The sequence below is a fragment of the Candidatus Neomarinimicrobiota bacterium genome (genome assembly GCA_041862535.1).
Taxonomy (GTDB): domain Bacteria; phylum Fidelibacterota; class Marinisomatia; order SCGC-AAA003-L08; family TS1B11.
In genome coordinates, this window is record JBGVTM010000286.1 from 1 (window position 1) to 7,537 (window position 7,537).

The window sequence follows — 7,537 nt, forward strand, 5'->3', positions numbered from 1 at the left end:
TGGGAGTACCGACGTACTTTTCAGGTGGATGAGGCATTTTTAAAGCACGACAAAATTATTCTGGACTGCCGGGGCCTCGATACCATCGCCGAGATTTACCTCAATGGCACCCTTATCGGAAAAACACAAAACATGTTCATCGAGTACGAGTTTGATGTGAAGCCCCTGCTCCGGCCCGGTGAGAACCAAATCCATATCATCTTCCGATCCATCTTCGATTGGGATCAGCAACAGGTCAATTCCGAACCCAAAGTCACCTGGACAGGTAGTAAGGGACGAACCTTCTTCACCCGCAAGGAGGCTTCGGATTTTGGCTGGGACTGGGGTGTGCGACTGGTTACCTGCGGCATATGGCGGCCTATCCGGCTGGCGGCCTATGGCATCGCCCGCATCACCGACCTGGGTATTCGCCAGAATCTGCGCAACCCCGCAAAGGCCATGCTGGATATAACTGCTGACATCGAGCGGTTCAGCCCGGGAAAACTAGACCTCTCAGTACAGGTCCTATTTGATGAGCAAGTCCTGGCTCAAGCCGAAGTGCCGGTGACGGCTACACCAGTCAGAACAACGCTAAGCATCGAGAATCCGAAACTCTGGTGGCCGAATGGTTGGGGCGACCAGCCGCTATATACGGTTCTCGCGACCCTTACTGCCGGGGACACCGCGGTTCATCGGAAAAGGACACGTGTCGGTCTGCGAACGATAGAGTTGGCGAGGGAAAAGGATGCCAGGGGTGAGACTTTCGGCTTTAAGGTGAACGGCCAGCTGATCTTCTGCAAGGGCGTCAACTGGGTGCCGGCAGATGCCCTGCCGGATCGCTTGACTGAAAGCCATTACGTAAACCTGTTGAGCGCGTCCCAAGAAGCGCATATGAATATGATCCGCTTGTGGGGCGGCGGCCTGTATGAGCCGGATATCTTCTACGACTACTGCGATGAAAATGGCATCATGATCTGGCACGACTTCATGTTCGCCGTAGGGCCGTTTATCGCTAACAAATCCTATCTGGCCAACGTGCAGCAAGAAATCACCGACGTGGTTAAGCGCTTGCGACATCATCCCTCCATCGTGTTATGGTCCGGAAATAATGAGTGCGAAAGCAACATGGCCGGCGGGCAGAATTGGATACAAAACAACCCTACCGTTACCTGGGAGGAATACGACCGGATATTTGAGGAGCTCATCCCCCGGACGGCCGCTCGTTATGATCCGGACCGTCCCTACTGGTCCAGCAGCCCCCATCACCCCCTGGATCGGGAGAAAAAGAATCCTGATTGGGAGACCAGCTCCGGCGATGCCCATCCCTGGGATGTATGGCATGGAGGGGAACCGTTTTCATGGTACGCTGAGAATCTGGGTTTTCGGTTCGTCAGTGAATTTGGCTTTCAGTCCCTGCCTGATATGGAGACGATCCGCTCCTTTACCGCACCCGAAGATCGTCATTTCCCATCCTATGTGTTCGATCACCACAACAAATGCGGCCAGAAGGACCCGCCCCAGCCGGGGAACGCCCGCATCGCAAACTATATGGCGAAAATGTTCACCCTGCCCGATGGACTCGAAAACTGGGTTTACGTTTCACAAGTAATGCATGGCGAGGGCATGAAAATCGGCAGCGAAGCCTACCGACGTAATTACCCCTACACCACCGGGGCCTTGTATTGGCAGCTCAATGACAACTGGCCCACGATCTCGGGTAGCAGCATCGATTACTACGGCCGCTGGAAGGCGCTCCATTACTTTGCCAGACGCTTCTTCAGTCCCGTATTGATTACCGGTCAAGTGCAGGGCACGAAGGTATCTATCCGGGGTGTAAACGATTTGCTCGAACCGGTAACAGCCGAGCTGCACTGGATCCTGGCCCGATTCGACGGCACCGAAGTAAAGCGTGGCGTCCTTGACGTCAAATTAGCCGCTAATAGTAGCACCCTGGTGTCTGAAATGGACTTTACCGCAGAGGTAGGTGAAAACCCGGAGTATGTTACCTACCGTAGGGATTGCTATGAGAATCGGAGCCAGTATTATCTTTTCTATAAGCTGGTTCAGGGTGATCAGGAACTCTCAGCTAATGTTTCTTTCTTCGTACCCCAGAAATACTTGCAGCTGACAGATCCCAACCTGAGGTACAAACTCAAGCGCCAGGGGGAGCGGCTCACGGTTACGGTCAGTTCGGATCGTTTTGCCGCTTATGTGGCTTTAGGACTGAAGGATAGCTACGCGCGTTTCTCCGATAACTTCTTCCACCTGCTACCAGGTGAAGCCAGGAAAATTGAAGTAATCGAAGCCGAAATTCCTGACCGGGAAGTTAGAAAGCAACTTTATGCGATCAGTCTGATCGATTCTTATCAATGATGTGCATTATCGCATTGAGCATGATACTGATATAGGGAATCAAAGGCACAGAGAGTGCGGCTGACCAATAAGTTTACCAATTTGGTCCTGTGGTGTTTTTTACCGCTCATCCTTTCAGGGCAAGAGCCGGCAGTAACCCCACTCAGCCCTGAAATCCGCTTTCAATTTCCGTGGACGCCGTTTCATGAACCGCTGGCTGCTGACGCCGACCAGGGGCCTGATATTATCAATTTGGAAGAGACGTGGAGATTCTGGGCCGACCTGGATGAAGTTCAAGCGCTAGAAATTATCTCAGGGAAGGCCGCCGGCCTCAAAGAGAGCAGCGTTGAAGTCCCTGCTTCGAGTATCGGCTGGGGCTTCGACGCGGAACACTCGGGCCTCTTCCTGCGCAGCTTTCAGGTGCCCCATTCGTGGTCCAATCAGAACCTCAAGCTGAAATGTGAGGGCATATTTGAAAGAGCCCGCATTTATATCAATAGCCAACTGGTAGCGGATCACGTAGGCTGGACTCCCTTCGAAAGGGATATTACGGAATGGGTACGCTGCGGCGAAAACAACAGCATCGCCGTCTTCATTACAATGGAGGGCTACGCGCCTGAGCAGCGCCTGCGAATTCGCAAGGGTGGCTATCCGGATCTCGGGGGGATCCTGCGGCCCATTATGATCCACCCGGTGCCGCCGGTCCATGTAATGGATCTGTATATCATTCCCCAGTTGAACCTGGAGCAAGGGCAGTGGAATCTGGAAGCTCAGGTTACGCTGGTCAATCCGACCGATCAACCGGCCACGGTAACACTTAAAGGTTCCCTGGAATCGGATTCAGGAACACTGAGCACTCTAAGATGGATCGAAGGGATTATAATAATCCCCGCCGAGAAGCAGATCACGAAGGTCTATTCCGGACCGGTGGGTGAAGTGTTACCCTGGAATGCCGAATCGCCCCATCTATATCAGCTCGTCCTTACGATCGATGATGGCCACTCCGCGTCAACTGTCGCCGAGCGCTTCGGCTTTCGCACCGTCGCCATCGAAGGGGAAAAGCTATTAGTTAATGGACGACCTATCACCGTTCGCGGCATCGCTTATAAAGGGGGACATGCCGACTACGGCAACGCTTCCCCGTACGCCGTATTAGAAGAAGAAGTGGAATTGATGAAGCAGGCGAATGTCAATTGTGTGCGGTTGGGTTGGGCCTTTAAGGCGCCGGCACTGCATCGGGTATGCGACGAGAAGGGCCTGTACGTTATCAGCAGTGTCGGGCCGGACCAGTTTCAATTCGAGGAGCCGCTGGCCATCCAGCAGTACGTTGAAGCATTTATGTGCCTCAAGAACTCGCCCAGCATACTCGTCTGGGAGCTGCAAAATGAAAATCCCCGAACTTTAACACCTGCCTACCTGAAGATAATGGATCTGGGGCGTAGAATTGATCCTCACCGCAAGTTCTGTCATCCAGGGGCCACGTACAAAGAACTGGATTTGATCTGTACTCATTATCTTCCCCAGCTGTTCGGGAACGATCGGCGCGATGGGCGGCCGTTTCTTCCGACCGAATACTGTCATATCCCCTCCTATGAACTGGACAAATTGCAGTACGATCCCGGCATTCATGATCTGTGGGGCTATTCTATCAAACGGGGATGGGACATAATTAAGATAAATCCGTGGGTCATCGGTTGCATCACCTTCGCCTGGCGCGATCCCTACCTACGTGATCGCTCCGGAAAGATCGTGCCGGCCCTCCACCATGAAGCCCGCTGGGGGGTGGTGGATGAATCCTTCCGCATCAAGCCGGAATATCATCATCTTCATCAAGTATACGCTCCCGTGCGGGTGTCTACCAAACCGATTCATGCCGACAGTAAGAAACAGGCGACGATTACTATCGAGAATCAATGTGATTTTACGAATCTGAATGAGCTTAACGCCCAGTGGGAGATTCTGGGACCGGATGGAGTCGAACAATCGGGAGCTTGGACCCCGAACATCGCCCCTAGGACCACAAAGGAAGTGAGAGTGCCGGCGCTCCCAAAACGGAAGGGAGATTACATTCTGCAGCTCTCTTTCCATGATGACTCCCAGCGCCTGGTCCAGCAGATGCAAATTCCTTTTATCTGGAAGGATTATCCAAAGCCGAAAGCCCCTCCGAAAAGGAGAGGGGAAATGAAGGTTGTAGATCAAGGGGAAACGATCAAAGTCGAGTGGTCAAATGGCGCCTACATATTTGACCGAACTTCCGGTATGCTGCACCAGGTTGAAGTTGGTAACGAGAAGATGGTCCTGACCGGACCAAGCCTGAACCAGAGAATCGCGCTGCCCCGGCCCGGGCGCTGGTTCGACTGGAAAAGCGGCGTTTCAATGGCTACTCAAAATTGGACTCGCCGCGTGTTCGATCTTGGTCTCGATAGCTTTGAAGTGGAGCAAGCAGGTGATAAATCGGAAGTCCTCGTGACAACGGTTCATCAGTACCAGAATGGAGATATGATAACACGCTGGAGCATTAAGCCCGACGGCGTGATCGAAATAACCGCCACCCTGCCACCGAAAGGCTATGGTGTTTCCTGGCGCTTCCCGGCCACCTGTCGCATCATACCAGAGAAATTGAGAGCAGCGAATATGAACAGGCGTTTCCCGGAGAGACTGGCATGGAGGAAATATGGGCTCTGGTCCTGGTACCCTGAAACTCATTTAGGGCGAAATGTGGGGACGAGCAGCTTCCTAAATCCCCATGATCCCCAGAACCACGCGATGAAAATTAACGCGGCCTTCGTAAGTGTCGGTCCCAATGATGGGAGCATCAATCTCGTTATTCGTGATCCGGAAGCGAAAATTCACGTCAAATCCCATTTTTGGTACAATGAGTTTGAAATATTTGTGCAGGGACAGTTGGAAGACGACTATGATTACTTTGATCGAACGAATCCTCTGAAGGCTCTGCCCCATGCCCTGTCAGAAAAACAGCGAACATATACTTATCTGATGCAGTTCGTCGATAAAAAAGGATTGGAAAATATAGAGAGAACGATGCTGAATCCTTACAATGCTCTAATTGACCGGGTAAAATTCTGGGATAGCTTCGTCGATGACCTCGATGTCGAAGATACACAAAGGGATACTGTGACGGGCTTGCCACCCAATTATCCGGAATAATAGAATGGCAGGTGTGAACACTTATATTCGCAAATGGTTAAAATAAGAAACCCAAACGTATTTATTTGGCAAATACTGGCCCTGAGCTTTTCAGCATCGCTTCATGCTCAAAATCTCGATTCCCTCGTCGCCCATAGTCTTGCCTTCGCCAACCAGCAATTGCGTAACACGGTAATTGAGATTGCCGATACCACCAGGTTTCCGCGCAGCACTCTCGATGATGGTACCTGGTATACAAAATCATCATCCAGCTGGACCAGCGGTTTCTTCCCGGGTTGCTTATGGTACCTGTACCAATACACCTCCGATAGCCTGTGGATAGATTGGGCCCGCGCCTGGACCGCCGGATTGCAGGCAGAGCAATACGATACCGGCACCCATGATGTCGGCTTTAAAATATTCTGCAGCTATGGGAATGGATACAGGCTCACCGGGGACGAAGAGTATAAGGAGGTGATTCTTCAGGCAGCGCAGTCCCTTGCCACCCGCTATAATCCCACCGTGGGGTGCATCCGATCCTGGAATAACCGGACCTTCCCGGTGATCATCGATAATATGATGAACCTGGAGCTACTCTTCTGGGCCGCGAAAAATGGCGGGGAATCTGATTGGCATGATATGGCCGTGAGCCATAGCTTGCGCACTAGAGAAAACCATGTCCGTGATGATGGAAGTACGTACCAGATCGTTGATTATGACCCAACTACAGGTGGGATCATCCAAAAAGAGACCAGTCAAGGCTTTAATGTTGAATCGACCTGGGCCCGGGGACAGTCGTGGGGATTGTACGGTTTTGCAATGGCCTACCGCGAAACTGGTGATGTGCGGTTCCTAGAAACTGCCCAAAAACTTGCAGATTATGTAGCGGACAATCTGCCCGCTGACTTCGTGCCTTACTGGGACTATGACGCCCCCGATATCCCGAATGATGAGAAGGATGCCTCCGCTGCCGCCATCGCCGCATCGGGATTGCTCGAGCTGAGCACGCTGGTCTCCTGCGATTGCCTGAAGGCGAAGTATAGAAACACGGCTGCGAATATCCTGGCGTCACTCGCATCAAAATCTTACCTGGCGGAAGATTATAATAGCTGCGGCATTCTCCTCCACGGTGTCGGCAATCATAATAGTAACAGCGAGGTAGATGTATCCCTCATCTATGCCGACTACTATTTCATTGAAGCTCTCCTGCGCTACCAGGCCAATACCACTCCGGCTCTGGTCTATGATCTCTCTGATGAGGCTATACCAGCAGCACTAGTGCTGCTTCAGAACTATCCCAACCCCTTCAATCCGGTAACCACGGTACCATATCAGCTGCCCACTCCCTCAACGGTTACTTTCCGGCTATATGACATGAAGGGACGTTTGGTTCAGGCTTTTGAAGGCGGCTTCAAGGTTCAAGGACATTATCAATTTCAATTCAATGGTAATAGGCTTTCATCCGGGACATATTTATTCGTGATTCAGGCCGGATCTCAATCTGAAAGTATTAAAGTGACGCTTATCAAATAGGTATAGAATGGAGAAGCTGACTGAAAATAATATGACGTAAATCTCACAAAAATAACGCGAGGAATCACCAATCAACCCAAAACAAAAAGCGGGAGGTTAAAATGGATTGGACGCGCAAATTACTTCTCCTGACAATCATGAGTGGTCTGTTCTTTATGATAACAGGCTGTGCCAAGAAGCGTGTTGATTTTGCAGCCCTCGAAAAAATCGATGCCCATGTTCATGTCCGCTACTCCGGCCCTGAATTTTTTGATCAGGCCAGTAAAGATAATTTCAAGGCGGTTGTCATAATCCTCGACCACTATGACATCGGCTTGCAGCATGAGTATGTGTCTCGGCAGCAGGAAACGCATCCAGGCCAATTGGTGTACACGACCGCCTTTCCCATAGCCGGCTGGGACGAGCCGGATTGGCAGGGAAGGACGATTGAACTCCTCGGAGAAGCCTTTGATAAAGGTGCCATGGGAGTGAAAGTCTGGAAGAATATTGGCATGGAGTTCAAAGATAAGGACGGCCGTTTTGTCAC

The 7,537-nt window shown here is 51.5% G+C and carries 4 protein-coding genes; all 4 read left to right on the forward strand.

From position 1 onward, the window contains the following. Positions 1 to 2,352, forward strand: a 2,352-nt coding sequence (locus ACETWG_10635) for a glycoside hydrolase family 2 protein (protein MFB0517040.1), incomplete at its 5' end; no start/stop codon positions are given. A gap of 54 nt (positions 2,353 to 2,406) precedes the next feature. Continuing rightward, positions 2,407 to 5,499 carry a glycoside hydrolase family 2 TIM barrel-domain containing protein gene (locus ACETWG_10640; protein MFB0517041.1) on the forward strand — a complete coding sequence of 1,031 codons (3,093 nt, stop codon included), beginning with the start codon at positions 2,407 to 2,409 and terminating at the stop codon, positions 5,497 to 5,499. A 159-nt stretch (positions 5,500 to 5,658) separates the two neighbouring features. Beyond that, complete coding sequence (locus ACETWG_10645) at positions 5,659 to 7,011, forward strand: glycoside hydrolase family 88 protein (GenBank protein ID MFB0517042.1); 1,353 nt, start codon at positions 5,659 to 5,661, stop codon at positions 7,009 to 7,011. 101 nt (positions 7,012 to 7,112) lie between these two features. Then, on the forward strand, positions 7,113 to 7,537 hold a 425-nt coding region (locus tag ACETWG_10650; protein MFB0517043.1), incomplete at its 3' end, for a hypothetical protein.